The organism is Entomomonas asaccharolytica (assembly GCF_016653615.1).
GTDB lineage: Bacteria > Pseudomonadota > Gammaproteobacteria > Pseudomonadales > Pseudomonadaceae > Entomomonas > Entomomonas asaccharolytica.
Genome location: NZ_CP067393.1, coordinates 1,169,869 through 1,189,356, shown reverse-complemented (window position 1 = coordinate 1,189,356; position 19,488 = coordinate 1,169,869). Strand labels below are relative to the sequence as shown.

At 36.6% G+C, this 19,488-nt stretch carries 22 protein-coding genes and 1 tRNA gene; 5 read left to right on the top strand and 18 right to left on the bottom strand.

Going from position 1 to position 19,488, the window contains the following annotated elements:
* Nucleotides 1–10: 10 nt before the first annotated feature.
* Entirely contained in the window at nucleotides 11–655 is a 645-nt protein-coding gene (locus JHT90_RS05395; protein WP_201094964.1) for a LysE family translocator, read from the bottom strand.
* A 5-nt stretch (nucleotides 656–660) separates the two neighbouring features.
* A complete protein-coding gene (locus JHT90_RS05390; protein ID WP_236254098.1) occupies nucleotides 661–1,407 on the bottom strand; it encodes a YqcI/YcgG family protein in 747 nt (248 codons plus the stop codon).
* Between the two features lie 136 nt (nucleotides 1,408–1,543).
* Between JHT90_RS05390 and JHT90_RS05385 the strand changes: the two genes are divergently transcribed.
* Nucleotides 1,544–2,473, top strand: a complete 930-nt coding sequence (locus JHT90_RS05385) for a LysR substrate-binding domain-containing protein (protein ID WP_201094961.1) — start codon at nucleotides 1,544–1,546, stop codon at nucleotides 2,471–2,473.
* 100 nt (nucleotides 2,474–2,573) lie between these two features.
* Here the strand turns inward: JHT90_RS05385 and JHT90_RS05380 are convergent, their stop codons facing one another.
* The 3 genes from JHT90_RS05380 to JHT90_RS05370 all read right to left on the bottom strand — a co-directional run bounded on the left by JHT90_RS05380 (nucleotide 2,574) and on the right by JHT90_RS05370 (nucleotide 5,576).
* A complete protein-coding gene (locus JHT90_RS05380) occupies nucleotides 2,574–3,311 on the bottom strand; it encodes a carboxymuconolactone decarboxylase family protein (RefSeq protein ID WP_201094960.1) in 738 nt (245 codons plus the stop codon).
* Nucleotides 3,312–3,351: 40 nt separating this feature from the next.
* Nucleotides 3,352–4,410, bottom strand: a complete 1,059-nt coding sequence (locus tag JHT90_RS05375; protein WP_201095776.1) for an NAD(P)-dependent alcohol dehydrogenase — start codon at nucleotides 4,408–4,410, stop codon at nucleotides 3,352–3,354.
* A 269-nt stretch (nucleotides 4,411–4,679) separates the two neighbouring features.
* The gene (locus JHT90_RS05370; protein ID WP_201094959.1) at nucleotides 4,680–5,576 is read right to left on the bottom strand and encodes a LysR family transcriptional regulator; all 897 of its coding nucleotides are present in this window, start codon (nucleotides 5,574–5,576) and stop codon (nucleotides 4,680–4,682) included.
* Nucleotides 5,577–5,688: 112 nt separating this feature from the next.
* Here JHT90_RS05370 and JHT90_RS05365 point away from each other — a divergent pair, with 112 nt between their 5' ends.
* Entirely contained in the window at nucleotides 5,689–6,084 is a 396-nt protein-coding gene (locus JHT90_RS05365) for a (R)-mandelonitrile lyase (RefSeq protein ID WP_201094958.1), read from the top strand.
* A 32-nt stretch (nucleotides 6,085–6,116) separates the two neighbouring features.
* Nucleotides 6,117–6,605, top strand: coding sequence for a (R)-mandelonitrile lyase (locus tag JHT90_RS05360; protein WP_201094957.1), 489 nt, complete (start codon nucleotides 6,117–6,119; stop codon nucleotides 6,603–6,605).
* A 210-nt stretch (nucleotides 6,606–6,815) separates the two neighbouring features.
* Here the strand turns inward: JHT90_RS05360 and JHT90_RS05355 are convergent, their stop codons facing one another.
* Nucleotides 6,816–7,337, bottom strand: coding sequence for an NAD(P)H-dependent oxidoreductase (locus tag JHT90_RS05355; RefSeq protein WP_201094956.1), 522 nt, complete (start codon nucleotides 7,335–7,337; stop codon nucleotides 6,816–6,818).
* 31 nt (nucleotides 7,338–7,368) lie between these two features.
* Nucleotides 7,369–8,175, bottom strand: a complete 807-nt coding sequence (locus JHT90_RS05350; RefSeq protein WP_407926490.1) for an SDR family NAD(P)-dependent oxidoreductase — start codon at nucleotides 8,173–8,175, stop codon at nucleotides 7,369–7,371.
* 235 nt (nucleotides 8,176–8,410) lie between these two features.
* On the opposite strand from JHT90_RS05350, the gene JHT90_RS05345 reads away from it, so the two are divergent.
* The gene (locus tag JHT90_RS05345; RefSeq protein ID WP_201094953.1) at nucleotides 8,411–9,316 is read left to right on the top strand and encodes a LysR family transcriptional regulator; all 906 of its coding nucleotides are present in this window, start codon (nucleotides 8,411–8,413) and stop codon (nucleotides 9,314–9,316) included.
* 54 nt (nucleotides 9,317–9,370) lie between these two features.
* On the opposite strand, the gene JHT90_RS05340 is transcribed toward JHT90_RS05345, so the two are convergent.
* The 11 genes from JHT90_RS05340 to JHT90_RS05290 form a co-directional block, all read right to left on the bottom strand.
* A tRNA-Leu gene (locus tag JHT90_RS05340) sits at nucleotides 9,371–9,456 on the bottom strand.
* A 27-nt stretch (nucleotides 9,457–9,483) separates the two neighbouring features.
* Nucleotides 9,484–9,942: a preprotein translocase subunit SecG gene (secG, locus tag JHT90_RS05335; protein ID WP_201094951.1), complete on the bottom strand. Its 459-nt coding sequence runs from the start codon at nucleotides 9,940–9,942 to the stop codon at nucleotides 9,484–9,486.
* 3 nt (nucleotides 9,943–9,945) lie between these two features.
* Entirely contained in the window at nucleotides 9,946–10,701 is a 756-nt protein-coding gene (gene tpiA, locus JHT90_RS05330) for a triose-phosphate isomerase (RefSeq protein ID WP_201094949.1), read from the bottom strand.
* An 81-nt stretch (nucleotides 10,702–10,782) separates the two neighbouring features.
* Complete coding sequence (fpr, locus tag JHT90_RS05325; RefSeq protein WP_201094947.1) at nucleotides 10,783–11,559, bottom strand: ferredoxin-NADP reductase; 777 nt, start codon at nucleotides 11,557–11,559, stop codon at nucleotides 10,783–10,785.
* A gap of 255 nt (nucleotides 11,560–11,814) precedes the next feature.
* Complete coding sequence (locus tag JHT90_RS05320) at nucleotides 11,815–12,909, bottom strand: glycerol dehydrogenase (RefSeq protein ID WP_201094943.1); 1,095 nt, start codon at nucleotides 12,907–12,909, stop codon at nucleotides 11,815–11,817.
* A gap of 93 nt (nucleotides 12,910–13,002) precedes the next feature.
* Nucleotides 13,003–14,022, bottom strand: coding sequence for a UDP-glucose 4-epimerase GalE (gene galE, locus JHT90_RS05315; protein ID WP_201094942.1), 1,020 nt, complete (start codon nucleotides 14,020–14,022; stop codon nucleotides 13,003–13,005).
* Between the two features lie 3 nt (nucleotides 14,023–14,025).
* A complete protein-coding gene (metR, locus tag JHT90_RS05310; protein ID WP_201094941.1) occupies nucleotides 14,026–14,952 on the bottom strand; it encodes a transcriptional regulator MetR in 927 nt (308 codons plus the stop codon).
* A gap of 33 nt (nucleotides 14,953–14,985) precedes the next feature.
* The gene (locus JHT90_RS05305; RefSeq protein ID WP_201094939.1) at nucleotides 14,986–15,657 is read right to left on the bottom strand and encodes an HAD family hydrolase; all 672 of its coding nucleotides are present in this window, start codon (nucleotides 15,655–15,657) and stop codon (nucleotides 14,986–14,988) included.
* Nucleotides 15,658–15,670: 13 nt separating this feature from the next.
* Nucleotides 15,671–16,375: a bifunctional 2-polyprenyl-6-hydroxyphenol methylase/3-demethylubiquinol 3-O-methyltransferase UbiG gene (gene ubiG / locus JHT90_RS05300; RefSeq protein WP_201094936.1), complete on the bottom strand. Its 705-nt coding sequence runs from the start codon at nucleotides 16,373–16,375 to the stop codon at nucleotides 15,671–15,673.
* Between the two features lie 91 nt (nucleotides 16,376–16,466).
* The gene (locus JHT90_RS05295) at nucleotides 16,467–16,916 is read right to left on the bottom strand and encodes a DUF4124 domain-containing protein (protein ID WP_201094934.1); all 450 of its coding nucleotides are present in this window, start codon (nucleotides 16,914–16,916) and stop codon (nucleotides 16,467–16,469) included.
* A 27-nt stretch (nucleotides 16,917–16,943) separates the two neighbouring features.
* Nucleotides 16,944–18,377 (bottom strand): NAD-dependent succinate-semialdehyde dehydrogenase, encoded by a 1,434-nt coding sequence (locus JHT90_RS05290; protein ID WP_201094933.1) that lies wholly within the window; start codon nucleotides 18,375–18,377, stop codon nucleotides 16,944–16,946.
* Between the two features lie 199 nt (nucleotides 18,378–18,576).
* On the opposite strand from JHT90_RS05290, the gene JHT90_RS05285 reads away from it, so the two are divergent.
* Entirely contained in the window at nucleotides 18,577–19,125 is a 549-nt protein-coding gene (locus JHT90_RS05285) for a type VI secretion system-associated protein TagO (RefSeq protein ID WP_201094931.1), read from the top strand.
* The last annotated feature ends 363 nt before the right edge of the window (nucleotides 19,126–19,488 follow it).

Below are 19,488 nucleotides of genomic sequence, written 5' to 3'. Positions count from 1 at the left end.
ATATAATTATCTACATTATAAGCTCAGCTAAACTATATATAAATCCCGTACTTGCAATAACTAGCAACACAACACCAGAAATCAGTACAATAATATTCTTGATACTATCAGTGGCTAATTTCCTTATAAATAGTATATAGATACCCAAGATTATAAAATCTAACAATACCCATAATAACGTTAATAAGAAAATACTTTTATTAAATGAATCTGTTATTTTTATAAATTGCGGAAAAAAAGATACAAAGAAAATAATATCTTTAGGGTTAGAAAGTCCCACTAAAAAACCACTTAGCAAGCCCCCCTTCTTATAAGACTTCTCAGTTTTACTGACTATATTGTCTTCAGTTGTAGCAAGAGATTTTATTTCTAAAGCCTCTCTAATAGATGAAATAGCAATATAGCCAATAAACAAACACCCAAATAGACTAATGATATGAAATAATTTGGGACTAATTACAAGGCTCGTTGAAATAATAAATACAGCAACAAAAATTAATACCAAAGAAGCCCAATTAGTACCCAATATTGTACCAAAAGCTCTATATGGCCCTGATTTTAAAGCAGTATTAACTACTAAAAAAACGACTGGGCCAGGTGTTGCAATTAACATCAATGTTGTAATCACATAAATGGTTAATAAGCTTATGTCCATTGCTACTATTTCCTAATATGCAATGGACACTTCTTAAGCTCAAGTCCACCTTCTTCTTCTAATTGATATTGACGCCACTCATAATTTTCTTTCTCTCCATAGAAACCTAATGTTGATGGAGTCACCCCATTATTATAGACACTGATTCTTTTTCTTATTTTTTCTCTAACTGTCTTACCACCTCTAGAAGCAGCGCTAGCAACCTCATCAAAGTTTTCTCTAGGATTAATCACTAAAACAATATGCTCACCTAAATTTCTGCTTTTCATCACTTCATGTTTAGGGCAGCTGATATTAACGAATAAAGGAACACTATTAAAACAAAATGACCAATTTTCGTCTTCTGTATCGTGAGATACATCTAACGGCCATGGCGCTTGATCTTGATCGTGTAACTCTTGTAAAACATTCCATGCATAATTGTGTTCATCAGCTAAACTACTAAAGGCGTTTCTTTCAAAGAAAATAACTAAAGGACTATATATCCTATCCCTTGCTGGAATATCTTTTACAAATTCTGTGTATTCATGAAAACAGTTAATCAAATCTTCTCTAGGTCTATTAATAGAAGAGAAAAATAAATAAAACTGTTTTAGTTTAATAGACTTTTTACCAAACAAACATGGAAAATTATCATTTTCCATTGCATCTTCAAATTGCCCCAATGCTCTAAGCATCCATACCCTAAAAAAGGGACTTTGTAAAAAGCTATCACCACATAACTCATTACGTTTAATCATGTATTTGTACATAGAATCCACGATTTCCACCTCACGCAAAAGCAATTAGACTTTTTTCCTATTCGCGTGAAATGATGCTGATTTATTTGCCTATTGAAAAACGCAAAAATTTATGGCTTACTATGACTTTTAATCATGATTAATAAATATGACTAAATCCATTCCTCCTCTTTATGCTCTCCGTGCATTTGAAGCTGCCGCTAGATATTGTTCTTTTACGCAGGCTGCTAATGAACTGTCTTTAACACAAAGTGCTATTAGTAGACACATAAGGACACTTGAAGATATTCTTGGCTATAATTTATTTGAACGTAACGGCCCTAAGCTAACGCTCACAGACCAAGGAAAGACTTTAGCGCAAGAATTAAAGCTTGGTTTTGCTATTATTGAACGCGCTTGTCTGTTATTTAGAGATAACCCTAATACCATAAGGCTTAAAGTTCCCTCAACACTAACTGCGCGTTGGCTCTTAAAAGCAGTTAACCTATTTAAAAATGAGCATCCTACCTGCCCTGTGCAGCTATCTAGTATATGGATGGATATTGATACGGTGGACTTTTACTCAGAACCTTACGATTGTGCAATATTATTAACAGATGGTAACTTTGGACCTAACTACAACTGTTTTAAATTATTTGATGAATGGTTAATTCCCATTTGCTCTCCTTCATACCATCCTCAGGAAAAAAAGTTAACAATTAATGACCTAGATCAATTAGAACTATTACATCCCTCTTTTGATCGTAGAGATTGGAAAAGATGGCTCAATCGATTAAAGCTATTGGATAAAGTTGATATTAGACGAGGACAAGTATTTGATACTTTAGATCAGGGTATTTCCGCAGCACTGCAAGGAATAGGAATATCCACCAACGATTTAATGCTTGTTTCTCAAGAGCTTTTTCAACAACACCTATATCTTCCTTTCCCTAAAGCAGTTGCTACAGGTGATGGTTATTATATGGTTTGGCCAAAGGGCAATCCAAAAGAGAAAGCATTATGTTTATTAAAAGATTTTCTTATAAGTGAATTACCTACACTTTATACAGAAGGTGTTACCTTTTTTGAACTATCATAAACAACTTGGCAAACTTCCCACATAAGAACTTTATCTTTAAATCAAAAGCCTAATCTATTCATATAGATTAGGCTTAATCATTTATAATTACTCTGTATTTTTAATGGGTACGACTAGCTAATACTTTATTTAACACTTCAAGCCCTGTAGCAGCCTGTTGCTTACCAATAGCGACCTCAACAATGGCTAATACTTCTTTCAACTGTGATTCTGTCAAACCTATATTCATCCCCATATTCATATGGGACTGTAACATAGGCTCCACGCCTATTAAGCTAGAAAGTGCAGCAATAGTTGCAAGCTCTCTGTCTTTATAACTAAGCACATCACGTTCAAAGATATCTGCAAATAAATGTTCTTTTAAGAAAGTTTCAATTTCTGGAGCAAATGCACCAAAACCAGATGTTTTACCAGGATCTTGCTGCCCCGTTAAACTTTCTAGAACTTTCTTACCTCTTTCATATTTACTGCCCTCAGCTGTAATAGGAGAAGCTTCACGTCCTTGGTTATCTTTAATACCTTGTGCTTTTCTTTCATTAACTACAGACATAAAGGTGTTAATACCATTCAAACTTCTTGGAAAGCCTGCATAAGCATACATCTGTACTAAAACTTCTTTAATTTCATTAATAGTTAAGCCTGTATCCAAACCTTCTGTTAACGCTACCTTTAACTGTGATAAATCACCTGTCGCTGTTAATGCTGCTATAAGTACAAGCTTTTGTTGTTTAGCTGATAAACGTTGATTATTATCCTGCACAGTGTTCGCCTCAACAATATTTATAAAACCAAATACCGAGATAAAAATTATCGTAAACAAACAAATAATTTTTTTCATTATCCCTCTTCTCCTTATTCCATAAAGCCTAAATAAAATACTACTCACTAGCCTTTAGAGAAGCCATATCTATAACAAAACGATATTTAACATCACTTTTTAACATCCGTTTAAAAGCCTTATCGATATCTTGCATATTGATTAACTCAATATCAGCAGTAATACCCTGCTTACCACAAAAATCTAACATCTCTTGAGTTTCAGCTATACCACCGATTACTGAACCAGCTACAGCTTTACGCCCCATAACAAGAGGAGCGGTATTCAATGTTGGCTGTAAATCGCCTAAAAAACCTACCAATACTATGGTGCCACTCAATGATAAAGTTGGTATATAAAGATTAATATCATGTACATAAGGAACAGTATCAATAATTAAATCAAATTGACCATTTACGGCTGCCATTTGTGCTTCATCGGTAGAGATAACAATATTATCTGCACCTAAGCGCCATGCATCTTCTTCTTTATCTGGAGAACGAGTAAATAAAGTAACATTAGCACCTAAACCTTTGGCCAGTTTTAATGCCATATGCCCTAGTCCACCAAGCCCAACAACTGCCACCTTGCTACCTTTTTTAACCTGCCAATGTTTTAATGGCGACCACGTCGTAATACCAGCACATAGAAGTGGTGCTGCCGCTGCCAAGTCTATTCCCTCAGGAATTTTTAAAACAAATTTATCTGATACAACAATTTTTTCAGAATAGCCACCATAAGTAGGCATATGATCATGCCGATCAAAGCCATTATAAGTAAGCGTATTACCTTCCTCACAATATTGCTCTAAACCTGCTTTGCAAGGTTTGCAATACTGACAAGAATCAACCATACAACCAACACCCACCTGATCTCCTACTTTAAAACTTGTAACCTGTTTGCCAACACTAACCACTCGACCAATAATTTCGTGTCCAGGTACTACTGGATAAGTTGTAATCCAATCCTCATTTACATGGTGTAAATCAGAATGACAAACCCCACAATAAAGAATCTCAATCACTACATCATCTGAACGTGGTTCACGACGTTCAAAGTTATAAGGTGCTAAAGCTGATTTTGCTGCATGGGCTGCATAGCCAAGAACTTTCATTGTCATCATTTTCTCCACAAGAATAACTGTTTATCATTATGTTATAAAACAAAAATAATATAACTTTTGATAAGGGTTTGATAAATTAAAAACTTCTACTATCTAATATGAAAGATCAATACTAAATAAAATTAAGAGGTAAGCAATTGATCTGTATTGTTTTCTGCAGTTGTCAATTTAACAGTTTTATTTTTATTTTATTAGATAGCGTTTTGTATATAGCGTTATGAAAGAATTTCATAAATAACAAATAAAATGCTGGGCTAGATGATTTATTATTTCTCTCTATAGCGTAAAGCTTCTACTAATAATTTAAAGGCGGATGACGCTTGACGACGATTTGGATAATACAAATAATACCCAGCAAAATAAGGACACCAATCATCTAACACACTTATAAGTTCCCCTGTAACTATATAGGGGCGTGCTAAATCCTCTGGTATATAAGCCAAACCTAAACCAGCTAGAGCGGCTTCTAATCGTTGTGAGGTTAAATTAAATGTTAACTGTCCTTTCACATGTATTCTTTGTTTATGACCCTCTTTTTCAAACTCCCATGCATATATACTGTCATAGGTAGGAAGACGTAAATTAATGCAATTATGATTAATAAGATCTTGTGGTGTCTTTGGTATGGCATATTCTTTAAAATAGTCAGCGTTTGCAACCACTGCCATGCGCATATCAGGACCTATACGCACGGCTATCATATCATTAGCTATTAACTCACCTGTTCTTACTCCTGCGTCATATCGCTGCTTAACAATATCTATCATTCCATAATCCACTGTAAGCTCAACGTTAATATCAGGGTAATCTTGTAAAAAGTCCTTTAACTTTGGCCATACCACAACATTAGCAGGATGTTCTGCAGCACTGATACGTATAGTTCCTGCAGGTTTATCACGTAACTCACTAAGAGCCACCATCTGAGCTTCAATTTCAGCAAAATGTGGGCCTACCGTCTGCAGTAAATGCTCCCCTGCTTCAGTGGGAGAAACACTACGTGTCGTCCTTGTTAATAACCTTATGTTAAGCCTCGATTCTAAGCCTCTAATAGTATGACTTAATGCAGACTGTGAAACACCAAGCTTGGCGGCTGCTCGAGTAAAACTACGCTCCCTCGCCACCACCAAAAAAACCAAGATATCATTAAGATTTTCACGTTGCATTGATGAATTTTCCTCATAAGTCTATGCAAATTATACCATCTAATAATAGGCAATTATATCTGCTAAATTTAAATGCAATACCTTAATAAATAACAAACTGAAGGTTAAGTACATGAAAGTTATAAAAAATGGCTCACAAGCTTCGACAGAGGGGTTAGCTGAATACTTTACTGGCACCGTCCGTATTGATCCACTTTTTCAACCTGAAGGTCAGGCACGTGCTAGTGGCGCTGTAGTCACCTTTGAACTAGGTGCTAGAACAGCATGGCATACTCATCCTATAGGGCAAATCTTAATTGTTACCTCTGGCTTAGGTTTAATTCAACTTTGGGGTGAAACTATTCAAAAAATTCAACCAGGTGATGTAGTTTGGATACCTGCTGGAGAAAAACATTGGCATGGCGCTAGCCCTACTACTGCTATGACCCATATAGCTATTCAAGAATACATGGATGGCAAAACAGTTGATTGGCTAGAACAAGTTAGTAATAAACAATATCAAACATAACAACTTAAGCAATTATGTAGAAGGAAAGTAAAATGAAAAGATGGCTAGCACTAGTTACTGCAACTACCTTATTAATTCCCATTAATAGTTATGCTGATCTACCAGATAACAACACCAGCGAACACAAACAAATTATTGCCAAGCAAGGAATACAACCTTCTTTAAAAGGCTCTGAACAATATTTTACTGGTGATGTACATATTAATCCCTTATTTAATCTAGATAATCCCTCAAGATCTGTCGCCTATGTCACTTTTGAAGCAAATGCTCGCTCTGCGTGGCATACTCATCCAAAGGGGCAACTTCTTGTGGTAACAGAAGGAGCTGGCTTAACTCAACAATGGGATGGTACTGTATATGAAATTAAACAAGGTGATGTTATTTGGTGCCCTCCTAATATTAAACATTGGCACGGAGCAACACCCAACAGCTCCATGACTCATCTTTCTATTGTAGAAGATATCAATGGTACAAATGTGCAATGGATGGAAAAAGTAACTGACGAACAATATAGACAATAAACCATAACAGAAATTAATAAAAAGTTTATTAAGTTATTTGAGGGTAGTGGTTTATCTTATTGATTGTTTATGGTGGTGCGCTGTTAGTTTCAGCTTGCTAAACAACAAAACACCACCAATAACAATTCTTACCATCTTAATAGAATTACACATAATTTATTGGTGATTACTCATTACACTCCTTGCCAGTTAAGGATAGGCCTATTAAAGCTAATTTAATAAGCTGTTTAGGTACTGCACATAGTCATTGGCACTCTGTTCCAATCCTTGTTCAGTTAAACCATAGCCAACTCCATATACCACAAAAGGAGTAATTGCTTTGCCAGCAACATAGTCAATTGTTGCCCTAAAAGGCGTTAGCATCGCTTCTAAACTATCTTTACCTTGATAACTATCTACTGTAGCACCTGTTGTTACAGCAAGCCCTATAGGTTTAGCTTGCAATTTATTACCACCCCCATAAGCCCAGCCATAACTAAACACATCATCAATCCATTTTTTAAGCAGTGGTGGTGAGCTAAACCAATAAATAGGAAATTGTAAAACTAACGCGCTATGTTGCTCTATTAATGCTTGCTCTTTCGCTACATCAATTTGAAAATCTGGATACTCTTGATAAAGTTCGTGAACCTTAAAATGCTCAGGGTATTTTCTAAGTTCTGCTAACCAACGACTATTTGCCATAGAGCTAGTAATTGCTGGATGAGCAACTATCACAAGTACTTTTGCCATAAATTTTTTCCTCTTGCCAAAGGCAATAAAATTACTTAACTGTATAACCACCATCCACCGCAATGGCCTGACCAATAATATAACTGGCTGCTGGGCTACATAACCAAAGCACGGTTGCCGCGATTTCCTCTGCACGGCCTAATCGATTAATTGCAATTTCTTTCATAAGTTCCTGCATGGCTTCTTTTTGGGTGACAAGCATATCCTCTACCATCGGTGTATCAATAATACCTGGACAAACTGCGTTTATTTGGATGCCCCTAGCCGCATATTCAAGTGCAGCACTTTTAGTTAATCCGATAACACCATGCTTGGAAGCGTGATAAACAGCTCGATTAGCAATTCCCACAAGCCCACCTAGTGAAGAGCAATTAACAATGGCGCCGCTACCTTGTTTACGCATTTGGATAAGCTTGTACTTCATGCAGTTCCAAATACCACGTAAGTTAACCGCCATAACCCGTTCAAAATCTTTACCATTAGCATCTGCTGTTTCTACTACGGGGCTTTGTATGCCTGCATTATTATAAGCAGCATCTAATCGACCATATGTAGCAACAATTTGTTCTACCATTGTTTTTACTTGTGTTTCATCAGCCACATCACACGCTATACCTATAGCGGAATGTCCTGCTTTTACTAAATCTTCAGCTGCTTGTTTTGCTGCCTGCTGATTAATATCTACAATAACCACAGAGGCACCCGATTTTGCAAATGCTCTAGCTGTTGCTAACCCCATACCAGAAGCGCCACCAGTCACTAATGCTACTTTATTTTCAAATGATATATGCATGGTTATATTTCTCCATAATTTGCTTTGGAAAAAATATAGCACCATAGTTATTGAATGATAATCCATTATTCCCGCATGGGTTTATTAATAAAATTCATTAATAATGGTCTATTTATTTTTATGATTTAGCTTAACCAACCTATAAAAATATTAATTACTGCTTAATTTTTAGATTGAACATGATTTAGCAGAATATTTGCAGACAATCTCCACTATAGTAAATATAACTACCTAAGATTAGGTGCTATAATTAATAAAAACTCCTGAGGAAAGTTCATCAATGCAACATGAAAATTTCAACGATCTATTGGCTTTTCTAATTGTTGCTAAAGAACGAAGTTTTACCCGAGCAGCTGCAAAATTAAGAGTCTCACAGTCAGCTTTAAGCCACACTATACGGGCATTAGAAACCAGATTAAATATTCGCCTATTAACTCGCACTACACGTAGTGTTTCACCTACCGAAGCAGGCGAGCAACTTTTAAAAACCTTAACTCCTCACTTTGAAGCTATTGAAACCCAAATTGCCGCCTTAAGCGAATTACGGGATAAACCTGCTGGAACTATCCGTATTAATGCTGATGAGCATTCTACTAACTCTATAATTTGCCCTAAGTTAACAAAACTTCTTGCAGAATATCCTGATATCAAAGTTGAAGTGACCATTGATAATGGCACCATAGACATTGTTAAACAACAATATGATGCGGGGGTAAGGCTTGGTGAGCTGATTGAGAAAGATATGATTGCTGTCCCTATTGCTCCACCCATGCGCATGGTTGTAGCAGGCTCACCAGCCTACTTTGCTAAATATTCAATTCCTAGCGTACCTCAAGACTTACTTGAGCATAACTGCATAGGGATACGATTAGTCGGCCAAGGTAGAATATATGCATGGGAATTTGAAAAAGAGGGTCATGAACAAAAAATACAAGTAAAAGGTCAATTTATTTTTAATCAAACCTCACCACGTCTTAATGCAGCGCTAGCGGGAGTAGGATTAGTATATGGTCCACAAGAGATAGTGCAACCCTATGTTGATAAAGGGGAACTAATGCTAGTATTAGAAGACTGGTGTCCCTACTTTGCTGGTTATCACCTCTACTATCCCAATCGTCGCCATTCATCTCCAGCATTTAAATTATTAGTTGATACATTACGTTATAGGGATGAAAATAACGGCTAATATAAACTTTCAAATAAAAAAGCCTAGTTAAAATAATTAACTAGGCTTTATATGTGGTGCTGAAGATGGGACTCGAACCCACACGACCTACGGCCACTACCACCTCAAGGTAGCGCGTCTACCAATTCCGCCACCTCAGCACTGTTTGGTTAAATTAATAATGGTCCTTAGTTACCTTCTGTAGGTTGCGCAGGTTCATGATTAATTTGATTATCTGCTTCTGTTTGATCTGCTGTTGTATTAGGCGTTGAGTTTAACTCTACAGTCCCATGTGCACTAGGTGCAGGCGCATGATCTACAGTTGGAATATCTTCTACTGCTGGTTGCTGTGTTTGATTAACTGGCTGAGTAGCTGCAGGAACAGATTTATCAAACAAACTAGCTGAAGACTTAGATTTAGCGTAGTAAGCTAAACCAATACTAGTGATAAAGAAAACAGCCACTAATACAGCTGTTGTTCTACTTAAAAAATTAGCAGAACCTTGGCTACCAAAAACTGTATTTGAAGCACCACTACCAAAAGATGCACCCATATCAGCACCTTTACCATGTTGTAGTAATACTAAAACAATAACAGCTATAGCAACTAATAAATGAACAATAACAATAACTGATTCTAATAACATTATTTAATTTCCTGCTATGCGATAAATCGCACCAAATTCATCTGCATCAAGAGAGGCACCACCAATGAGTCCCCCATCAATATCAGGCATTGCAAATAACGCTTCTGCATTATTCGCCTTAACACTTCCACCATACAAAATTTGTATTTTCTGGGCAATGGAGTCATTCTGTTTTGCAATATGTGCTCTAATAAAACTATGCACTTCTTGCGCTTGCTCAGGTGTTGCTGTTAAACCAGTACCAATAGCCCAAACTGGCTCATATGCAATAACAGCATTAGACAATACTTCAATACCTAAAACGTCTATTATACTATTAAGTTGTGAAGTAAGCACAGCAAATGTTTGATTATTTTCACGCTCTTGCTGTGTTTCACCAATACATAATACAGGTTTCAATTTCTGCGATTGTGCAGCTTTAAACTTTTTAATAAGTATTGAGTTTGTATCACCTAATAATAGACGACGCTCGGAATGGCCTATTAATACTAATTGACATCCCACATCCACTAACTGACTGGCAGCAATTTCACCTGTTAATGCTGTTTCTTGTGGCTCAATAGCACAATCCTGAGCACCTATGATAATAGGTGTATCTTTTAGTGATTGTACTGCCTCAATAATAAATAGTGCTGGAGGAAACACAGCAATATCTGCTTGCTGTTGCCATGTAAGATTTGCTAATCCTGCTAACAATGCCTTAACACTAGCACTGTTACCATGCATCTTCCAATTACCTGCTACTAGTAGGCGACGCATACTTAACCTCGTCTATTAAGTTGGGCGCAAATATTACCCAAGCTAGCCCAAAGTAGCAAGTAAAAACTGTAAGATAATAATTTATTTTTCAACAAACGCACGTTCAATTAAATAATCAGCAGGATCGCCCATACGTGGTGAAATTTTCAATCCAAAACTATCGAGCACTTGGCAAGTTTCTTCAAGCATCGAAGGACTACCACATACCATAGCACGATCATGTTCTGGATTAATGGGAGGTAAACCAATATCTTTAAATAATTTACCAATACGCATTAAGTCAGTAAGCCGACCATTATTAGTAAAAGGCTCACGAGTCACTGTAGGATAGTAAATTAACTTTTCTTTAACCATATCACCAAAGAATTCATTTTCTGGTAATTGTTTGCTTATAAAATCGTAGTAACCTAATTCACTGATATTACGTACACCATGTACTAAGATTACTTTTTCAAAACGCTCATATACTTCAGGGTCTTGAATAAGGCTCATAAAAGGTGCTAAGCCTGTGCCTGTACTGAGAAAATAGACATTCTTACCAGGTAATAAGTCACCAGTAATTAATGTACCTGTAGGTTTACGACTCACTAACAGTTCATCACCTACTTTTAAATGTTGTAAACGAGAAGTCAATGGACCATCTTGTACTTTAATACTATAAAACTCTAAATGATCTTCATAATTTGGACTGGCAATACTATAAGCACGCATTAACGGTTTACCATCTACTTCTAAACCGATCATGACAAATTGGCCATTTTGAAAACGTAAACCAGGATCACGCGTTGTCTTAAAACTAAATAACGTGTCATTCCAATGATGAACGCTTAGCACACGCTCTGTGGCCATTTTACTCATCAAAAAACTCCTAACAATTAACAGAGGAAAAATAATAAAAATTAGTCTATTGATAACAATTATTGTTACCAATAATATAACAAATTAGCTATGGTCGCACACTATAAGTGACTTCGGTAATGAAGAAAAGTATTTATATAGTTTAATTTGATCTTAGCTTATTAGCTGCCTTTATAACCAATTAGTATTTGTATTCATTTTATTGTTATTTTTGGTTATGAGTAACTAGCCAGTATAGCTAGTTACTCAATCAGCTTATTTACCTTTGCGACGTCTTCCTTCCTCATCTGCTGCACAAATTGCTGCTAATACAGTTTGAGGATTGATTTCAGTGGCAATATTAAAGATAGTTTCCCCCTCTGCACAAGCTAATTGCGCTACCTTTAATAATTCTTCTTGAGTGACATTGGTCAAACCAATATCAGCTAATGTAGTAGGTAGACCCACTGCTTCACAGAAAGAATACGCTTCATCTATTATCTCTGGCGATCTATCAGTTAACATTAATAAACTTAATGTACCAAAAGCTACTTTTTCTCCATGCCAGTAGTGATGAGTAGGCTCAAGGGCGGTAAAGCCATTATGGATAGCATGGGCTCCTGATAGTCCACCGCTCTCAAAGCCAAGTCCAGATAACAAGGTGTTAGCTTCTATTACTCTTTCTAAAGCAGGCGTTACTACTTGTCTTTTAACTGCTTGTACGGCTAATACGCCATATTCTAATAAGGTTTCATAACAAAAATTAGCTAAATTATAAGCAGTGAATGAGCCTCTACGCCCTGTCATATTAGCTGCATTACTCATATAACAATCTTCTGCTTCAAACCAAGTAGCTAAAGCATCCCCCATACCAGAAACAAGGAAACGAGCAGGTGCTTGTGCCACAATATGACTATCCACCAGTACTAACCTAGGGTTTTCTTTAAATATTACAGCACGTTTATATTCACCTGTAGCAGTATAAACCACAGCTAAACCACTACAAGGGGCATCGGTAGAAGCTAAGGTAGGAACAATAACAACTGGGCGATTTATACTGTCTGCTAGATATTTGGCGGTGTCTATAGTTTTACCACCGCCCATTCCAACTACAACATCAGGAATATCACCTTTTGACTGATCTATTAAACGATTAATCTCTTCATCACAACACTCTCCTGCAAATCGCTCAAATGTGCAACTAACCTGAGAGGCACAAGCGTTTTCAACTTGCTGATGAAAATTATCGTCTACAAATGGGTCTAACAAAAGCAGTGCTTTTTTACCAAACCTTGCTAGCTCTTCACCTAATAAATTTAGAGCGCCTCTACCTTGTACATAACGTGAAGGAAAAACTGAAGTAGAAATCATAATACCCTCTCAGGCCTTTATTGCTGTTAATGGTTCTAACATAGCACCAATTATTGAGGGGTATATTGTTAATAATCAGTAAACTAACATTAACTATCGATAGCCATTTGGATTTTTTGATTGCCAATGCCAAGTATCCTTACACATATCTTCTAGGCTGTATTGGGTTTGCCAATTTAATAACTGTTTGGCTAGGCTTGAATCAGAATAACATATAGCTACATCACCTGCTCTACGCTCAATGATTTTATAATCTAATTTTTTGCCACAAGCCTTTTCAAAAGCATGTAACATATCTAGCACACTATAGCCTACCCCTGTTCCTAAATTAATTGGCCTAATCCCAGGTTTAGTTTGTAGCCATTGCAATGCACTAACATGACCTTTAGCTAAATCCATCACATGAATATAATCCCTTACTCCTGTACCATCATGGGTAGGGTAATCGTCACCATAAATATTAAGGTAAGGTCGCATGCCAACCGCTACTTGCGCAATATAAGGCATAAGATTATTAGGAATTCCCGTTGGATCTTCACCAATCAAGCCACTCGGATGAGCGCCAACTGGATTAAAATAGCGTAATAATGCAATATTCCAACTATTATCCGCTCGATAGATATCAGTTAGTATTTGCTCTAACATTAATTTGGATGTGCCATAAGGGTTAGTGGTTCCCCCCACAGCAAAATCTTCTGAAGCTGGTTTACCTTGTGGGTCGCCATATACGGTAGCGGAAGAACTAAACACTAAATTTTTTAGCTGTGCTTCTCGCATAGCTTGGCACAATACTAACGTGCTGTTGATATTATTATCATAGTATTCAATAGGTTTTTGAATGGACTCAGATACTGACTTTAATCCTGCAAAATGAATAACTGCATCTATCTTATATTGTGCAAACACTTTATTTAAAACACTTATATCTCTAACATCGCCCTCTATAAAGTGAACAGTTTTGCCTGTAATTTTTTGTACACGGTTAATTGCTTCATAATTACTATTACTAAGATTATCTACCACTACCACCGAATAACCTGCTTCTAGTAGCAACACACAAGTATGTGAGCCTATATAACCTGCGCCCCCAGTTACTAATACTGTTGATCTCATTATTTAATTATCCTGCTTAACCATGCTGACCCCTTCTAGTGTTGAAAAAGAGGTATCTTTTGCTGTTAGTAAAAAGTCTTGCATAAAGGGTGCATCAAACATATCTTCTCTTATGCCCGCATAAAGGGTTGCCTGTAACCCCTTCTCACCTAAACGCTTGGCTTTAACATAGCCACGACTACTGTATTCATGTAAAGCCCAATTAGGTAAACAACATACCCCTCTATTAGAGGCTACTAATTGCACCATCATTACGGTCATTTCAGCGACTCTTACTGATAAAGGCTCTATATCAGCAGGATCTAAAAATTGGGTAAAGATATCTAACTTATCGTGTTCAACTGGATAAGTGATTAATACCTCACTTTTTAAATCTATTGGTTCGATAAATGACTTATTGGCCAATGGGTGCTGATTAGCTACTGCTAGCATAGCCTCGTAAGTAAACAATGGCACATACATAATCCCTGATAACTGCATTGGATTTGCGGTAATCACTAAATCCAGATCTCCCCTTGCCAGTGCAGGCAGAGGAGCAAAAGCAAACCCTGAAGCCAAATCCAGTTCAACTTCAGGCCACGCATCACGGAATTGATCTATGGTGGGCATTAGCCACTGAAAGCAACTATGGCACTCAATAGCCATATGTAAGCGACCTGCTGTTCCTCCAGAAAGCCTTGCTATATCTCGCTCAGCACTTCGTAATTGAGGTAAGACTTCATCGGCTAAGGATAATAGCCTTAATCCTGCACTGCTAAAACGCACAGGCTTAGATTTTCTAACAAATAATTGTAAACCAAGGCGATCTTCTAACTCTTTAAATTGGTGGGATAGTGCTGATTGCGTTAAGTGTAGACGCTCTGCTGCTTCTACTAAACTATCCGTTTCCCGTAAAGCATAGAGGCTTTTTAAATGACGGACTTCTAACATAACTTTAGTCCTAATTTTTAAAATAAAATAAGCTTAACAACCACAAATAGCTCTATCAATCACCTGCTGTAACTCTGCAACCGTGTTGACAACAGCGCCAGCACCCCAATGATGTGGATTATCCTGTGGATGTACATAACCATAACAAACAGCTAATGTTTTACAACCTGCGGCATTACCAGAATCAATATCACGCTTATCATCCCCCACATACAAGATAGTTTGTGGATCGATAGCTAGTTGTTCAGCCGCTAATAATAAAGGTTCTGGACTGGGTTTACAGTACGCCACATGCTCTGGGCATACTAAGACCGCACAACGCTCTGTTAACCCTAAGCGCTCTAAAATAGGTTCAGCAAACCTTACAGGCTTATTAGTAACAATTCCCCATTTTATATTCGCTTTTTCAATATCCGTTAATAGCTTATCAATTCCCTGATATAAACAAGAATGAACTGCGCAGGACTGCAAATAAAGTTCTAAAAACTCTAAACGCAATGATTCAAACCGTGGATCATCTTCAGTCATATCAAAAGCAGCTGTCACCATTGCTTTAGCTCCGCCCGATATCACCTGCCTAATCTTTTCATCAGCCACTGCGGGTAAGCCATGTCTATTTAACATCTGCTGGCTAATAGCTATAAAGTCTGGGGCAGAGTCTAATACTGTGCCATCCATATCAAATAATATAGCCTCAAACCTCATAAACCACTGCCCGTTAATCTATACGTTGCGTTTGAATCATATAATTTACACTGACATCTTCAGCTAGTTTATATGTTTTTGATAATGGATTATAAACGAGGCCTATCATATCCTGCACTGCTAAACCTGCCTCACGACACCATAAGCCTAATTCAGAAGGCTTAACAAATTTTTGATAGTCATGGGTACCTCTTGGTAACAAGCGAAGTACATATTCAGCACCCACTATCGCAAATAAGTAGGATTTAGGATTACGGTTAATGGTAGATAAGAATATATACCCATTTGACTTAACGAGTTTACGACAAGCTCTAATCACCGAGGCAGGATCAGGAACATGTTCTATCATTTCTAAACACGTAACAATATCATATTCCCCTGCATGCTCTTCAGCAAAAGCTTCAGCTGTACTCTTAAAGTATTCAACCTCAACTTGAGATTCTAACTGGTGTAATTTTGCTACTGATAAAGGCGCATCACCCATATCAATACCTGTCACTTTAGCGCCACGCTTAGCCATACCTTCGCTAAGAATTCCACCACCACAGCCAACATCTAAAACTTTTCTACCTGCTAAACTGATATGTTCTTCAATCCAATTAATTCTTAATGGATTAATATCATGCAGTGGCTTGAATTCGCTCTCACGATCCCACCAACGACTCGCTAATGCCTCAAATTTAGCGATTTCTGCATTGTCTACGTTATTGTTACTCATAATACTCCCTCACAAAGGAGCCCTATAAAGAGGACATCATTACTGAAAATTAAATTATTATCCTTTATACCCGTCATAACATCCACTGTTTTTAATAATTGCTACAATTTTGTCGATATTCTAATTCACGTTTTTCTATATACGCTTGAATCTCTTCATCAGTATAAAAATACTTTTTACCTTCATTGTTAATGTCTGCCATTCTCGGTGGATGTTTCTTAATATTCTGTAAGTAATTATATGTCTTTTCACACTGCCCACGCATTTGCTCACGCTGTTCAGCCACCTCTCTTTGTTGCTGCAACATATAAGCTTCTTGTTGACGACGATTAGCTATATCTTCTGTAGAACTTTGTGCAGGAATAGTAATTATCTGTTTTAGCTGATCTTTTTCAATAACACTGGCTTGTTTTTGTTTACCTTCGGCTGGATTATCTGTGTAATGTACTTTACCTTGACCATCTCTCCACTTATAAAGTTGTTGAGCATACACTGTACTAACGACTACTAACAATAAACTCACCAGTGTTAACTTTTTCATTGCTTACCTGCACTCAATAAAATATTATTAAAAGGCTTTTTGGGTGACTAATTTTGTTTGTAAATAACAATTAATCGCCTCACTACCACCTTCTGTACCATAACCTGAGTCTTTAATTCCACCAAAGTGTACTTCTGGATAATCAAGGCCTGTATGATTAATAGTTAACATTCCAGATTGTACTTTTTTACCCAATAATGTCGCTGTAGCTAAACTTTGTGTATAAGCATAAGCAGCTAGACCATAAGGTAAACGATTTGCTTCTTTTATAGCTTCATCAATCGTATCAAAACTACACATTAATGCAATAGGTCCAAAGGGTTCTTCTGACATAATATCTGCTTGTAATGGTACATTGCCTAATACCGTTGGTTCAAAGAAATAACCTTTACCTGCAATGCGCTTACCACCTAGTAAAAGTTTAGCGCCCTTATCAGTTGCATCTTTAATTAAACGCTCTAAAGCTGGTATACGACGCTCATTAGCCAAGGGTCCCATTTTCGTCTCTTGCTCACTTCCCTTACCTACTTTAATCTTATGTGCTTGCTCAATAAAACCTTCTACAAACTTTTCATAAATACTGGAATGTATTAAAAAACGGGTTGGTGATATACATACCTGCCCTGCATTCATATATTTAGAAATACACATTTGTTTAACAGCTATCTCTAAATCAGCATCCTCACAAACGATAACAGGTGCATGGCCTCCTAACTCCATCGTAGCCAACTTCATATGTTGCCCTGCCATAGCAGCTAATTGCTTACCCACTGCGGTTGAGCCTGTAAATGAAATTTTACGCACTAATGGATGAGGTATTAGATAGTTAGAAATATCAGCAGGAACACCATAAACTAAATTAACAACGCCATCTGGAATACCTGCATCAGCAAATGCCTTGATTAACTCAGCAGGCGAAATAGGCGTTTCTTCAGGTGCTTTTACAATAATAGAACAACCAGCCGCTAATGCTGCTGAAAGCTTACGTACCACTTGATTAATTGGAAAATTCCAAGGTGTAAAAGCAGCCACCACACCTACTGGCTCTTTTATTTGTAATTGGCAAACACCCTCTTCACGTGCTGGAATTATCTGTCCATAAGCACGGCGACCTTCTTCTGCAAACCAATCAATTACATCTGCACCTGATAACACCTCACCTTTCGCTTGAGCTATTGGCTTACCTTGTTCTTCGGTCATTTTTGCGGCTATTTCAGTTGCTCTTTCTCGCAATAAATTAGCGGCTTTACGCATTAACTTATAACGCTCAAAAGCAGATGTTTCACTCCACACTTGCAGCCCTTTTTCTGCTGCCTTTAAGGCTAAATCTAGATCTGCTTGTTCCGCATGGGCTAATTGACCAATAACTCCTTCTGTTGCTGGATTAACAATATCAATTTTTTTGCCTGATTTTGCGTCACACCATTTACCATTTATAAATAATTGAACGGCTATACTCATTCTATTTCTCCAAACGGGTTATTAATTATAATTATTCTTTGCAAATAAGTTCTTCAATGATTTAATAAAACACTTAAATCATACACTTAATTTTTTAAGATATAAGAAATAAATTACTAGTTCTACTATATATTAGTGGAAGATTATTAAATAACTAGCGAAAGTGCTAAACTATTTTATACGGATATCTAGGAATATAATGATGATAAAATACTTAGTATTATTAGTTAGTTTTATTGCATTACTAAGCTGTGAACAAAAAAATACTTCTATCGATACTAATAAAACAGCACCAAAAACTAACAGGCCTAGTGATAAAACAAACACCACTAAAAGTGCATGGATTAGCAAAACGCAAACGACCAATAAAGGTATTATTTATTCAGCTTCATTGTCTGCTTCCACGGTTGATACAAGCTTTGGTAATCCTATAACACTTACTATTCTCTGCAATCAAGGAACCACTGAAGTTACTATTAATTGGGGTCAACATGTTCCTCGTGGTAGTAAAATGTCTGTTTATTTACAATTGGATGCCCAACAATTTGCTAACACTGAATGGCGTTATCTTAAAGATACTGAAACAGCTTATGCTTATCAACCATACGACATTCTGCCTGCATTGATTACATCTAATCAGCTAACCATACGTACCACTTTCTTTCAAGGTAGTATCGCCACAGCAAAATTTGACCTAACAGGAAGTGCTCAGGCTTTGAAAGATATTCGCAAAGCCTGTTATTGGTAATAACTCATATATACAAAGCTATAAAATTTTTAAGCTACTTCTAAGTATTACTGCGTTTAGCGAATGCAAGATACTCACTCTTTACTTTCAACTTGCATAGATCATCATTGATCTTGGCTAACATTACCGCTTATTTATTTAAATACAAAGATTTACAGAATAAATCTAAACTATAAGCACAGTCTAATCTCACCATTAAATTGATGATTTCTGTTACTTTTAAAAATATAGAGAACTAACAAGTATTAATAACTAATACTGTGTTAGTTAAATAAAATATTCCAGAGAGCATAAATTAGTTCTCAAGAATACTCTTAAATAACAAGAATTTAGTTAAATATAAAGCAAATAACTAGAAAAATA

Coding starts and splice junctions, on each gene's coding strand:
- JHT90_RS05395 (WP_201094964.1), bottom strand. CDS start 655: ATGGACATAAGCTTATTAACCATTTATGTGATTACAACATTGATGTTA.
- JHT90_RS05390 (WP_236254098.1), bottom strand. CDS start 1,407: ATGTACAAATACATGATTAAACGTAATGAGTTATGTGGTGATAGCTTT.
- JHT90_RS05385 (WP_201094961.1), top strand. CDS start 1,544: ATGACTAAATCCATTCCTCCTCTTTATGCTCTCCGTGCATTTGAAGCT.
- JHT90_RS05380 (WP_201094960.1), bottom strand. CDS start 3,311: ATGAAAAAAATTATTTGTTTGTTTACGATAATTTTTATCTCGGTATTT.
- JHT90_RS05375 (WP_201095776.1), bottom strand. CDS start 4,410: ATGACAATGAAAGTTCTTGGCTATGCAGCCCATGCAGCAAAATCAGCT.
- JHT90_RS05370 (WP_201094959.1), bottom strand. CDS start 5,576: ATGCAACGTGAAAATCTTAATGATATCTTGGTTTTTTTGGTGGTGGCG.
- JHT90_RS05365 (WP_201094958.1), top strand. CDS start 5,689: ATGAAAGTTATAAAAAATGGCTCACAAGCTTCGACAGAGGGGTTAGCT.
- JHT90_RS05360 (WP_201094957.1), top strand. CDS start 6,117: ATGAAAAGATGGCTAGCACTAGTTACTGCAACTACCTTATTAATTCCC.
- JHT90_RS05355 (WP_201094956.1), bottom strand. CDS start 7,337: ATGGCAAAAGTACTTGTGATAGTTGCTCATCCAGCAATTACTAGCTCT.
- JHT90_RS05350 (WP_407926490.1), bottom strand. CDS start 8,175: ATGGTGCTATATTTTTTCCAAAGCAAATTATGGAGAAATATAACCATG.
- JHT90_RS05345 (WP_201094953.1), top strand. CDS start 8,411: ATGCAACATGAAAATTTCAACGATCTATTGGCTTTTCTAATTGTTGCT.
- secG (WP_201094951.1), bottom strand. CDS start 9,942: ATGTTATTAGAATCAGTTATTGTTATTGTTCATTTATTAGTTGCTATA.
- tpiA (WP_201094949.1), bottom strand. CDS start 10,701: ATGCGTCGCCTACTAGTAGCAGGTAATTGGAAGATGCATGGTAACAGT.
- fpr (WP_201094947.1), bottom strand. CDS start 11,559: ATGAGTAAAATGGCCACAGAGCGTGTGCTAAGCGTTCATCATTGGAAT.
- JHT90_RS05320 (WP_201094943.1), bottom strand. CDS start 12,909: ATGATTTCTACTTCAGTTTTTCCTTCACGTTATGTACAAGGTAGAGGC.
- galE (WP_201094942.1), bottom strand. CDS start 14,022: ATGAGATCAACAGTATTAGTAACTGGGGGCGCAGGTTATATAGGCTCA.
- metR (WP_201094941.1), bottom strand. CDS start 14,952: ATGTTAGAAGTCCGTCATTTAAAAAGCCTCTATGCTTTACGGGAAACG.
- JHT90_RS05305 (WP_201094939.1), bottom strand. CDS start 15,657: ATGAGGTTTGAGGCTATATTATTTGATATGGATGGCACAGTATTAGAC.
- ubiG (WP_201094936.1), bottom strand. CDS start 16,375: ATGAGTAACAATAACGTAGACAATGCAGAAATCGCTAAATTTGAGGCA.
- JHT90_RS05295 (WP_201094934.1), bottom strand. CDS start 16,916: ATGAAAAAGTTAACACTGGTGAGTTTATTGTTAGTAGTCGTTAGTACA.
- JHT90_RS05290 (WP_201094933.1), bottom strand. CDS start 18,377: ATGAGTATAGCCGTTCAATTATTTATAAATGGTAAATGGTGTGACGCA.
- JHT90_RS05285 (WP_201094931.1), top strand. CDS start 18,577: ATGATGATAAAATACTTAGTATTATTAGTTAGTTTTATTGCATTACTA.